At 71.7% G+C, this 233-nt stretch carries 1 protein-coding gene; it reads left to right on the top strand.

Features of this window, described 5'->3' with window-relative positions:
* On the top strand, positions 1-233 hold a 233-nt coding region (locus tag GTW43_RS30140; protein WP_202502127.1), incomplete at both ends, for an ATP/GTP-binding protein.

Raw genomic sequence — 233 nt, 5'->3', positions numbered from 1 at the left:
TGGTGGCCGGCGGCTTCGGCGTCGGCAAGACCACGCTCGTCGGCGCGGTCAGCGAGATCAGGCCGCTGCGCACCGAGGAGCTGCTGAGCGAGGCGGGCCGGCCCGTCGACGACACCGAGGGCGTCGAGGGCAAGCACACCACCACGGTCGCCATGGACTTCGGGCGGATCACGCTCCGCGAGGACCTGGTCCTGTACCTCTTCGGCACCCCCGGCCAGGACCGCTTCTGGTTC

Source organism: Streptomyces sp. SID5785, assembly GCF_009870065.1.
In the GTDB taxonomy this organism is placed as follows: Bacteria; Actinomycetota; Actinomycetes; order Streptomycetales; family Streptomycetaceae; genus Streptomyces.
The sequence above is the reverse complement of the archived record's forward strand: the minus strand, read 5'-3'. Positions and strand labels throughout refer to the sequence as shown.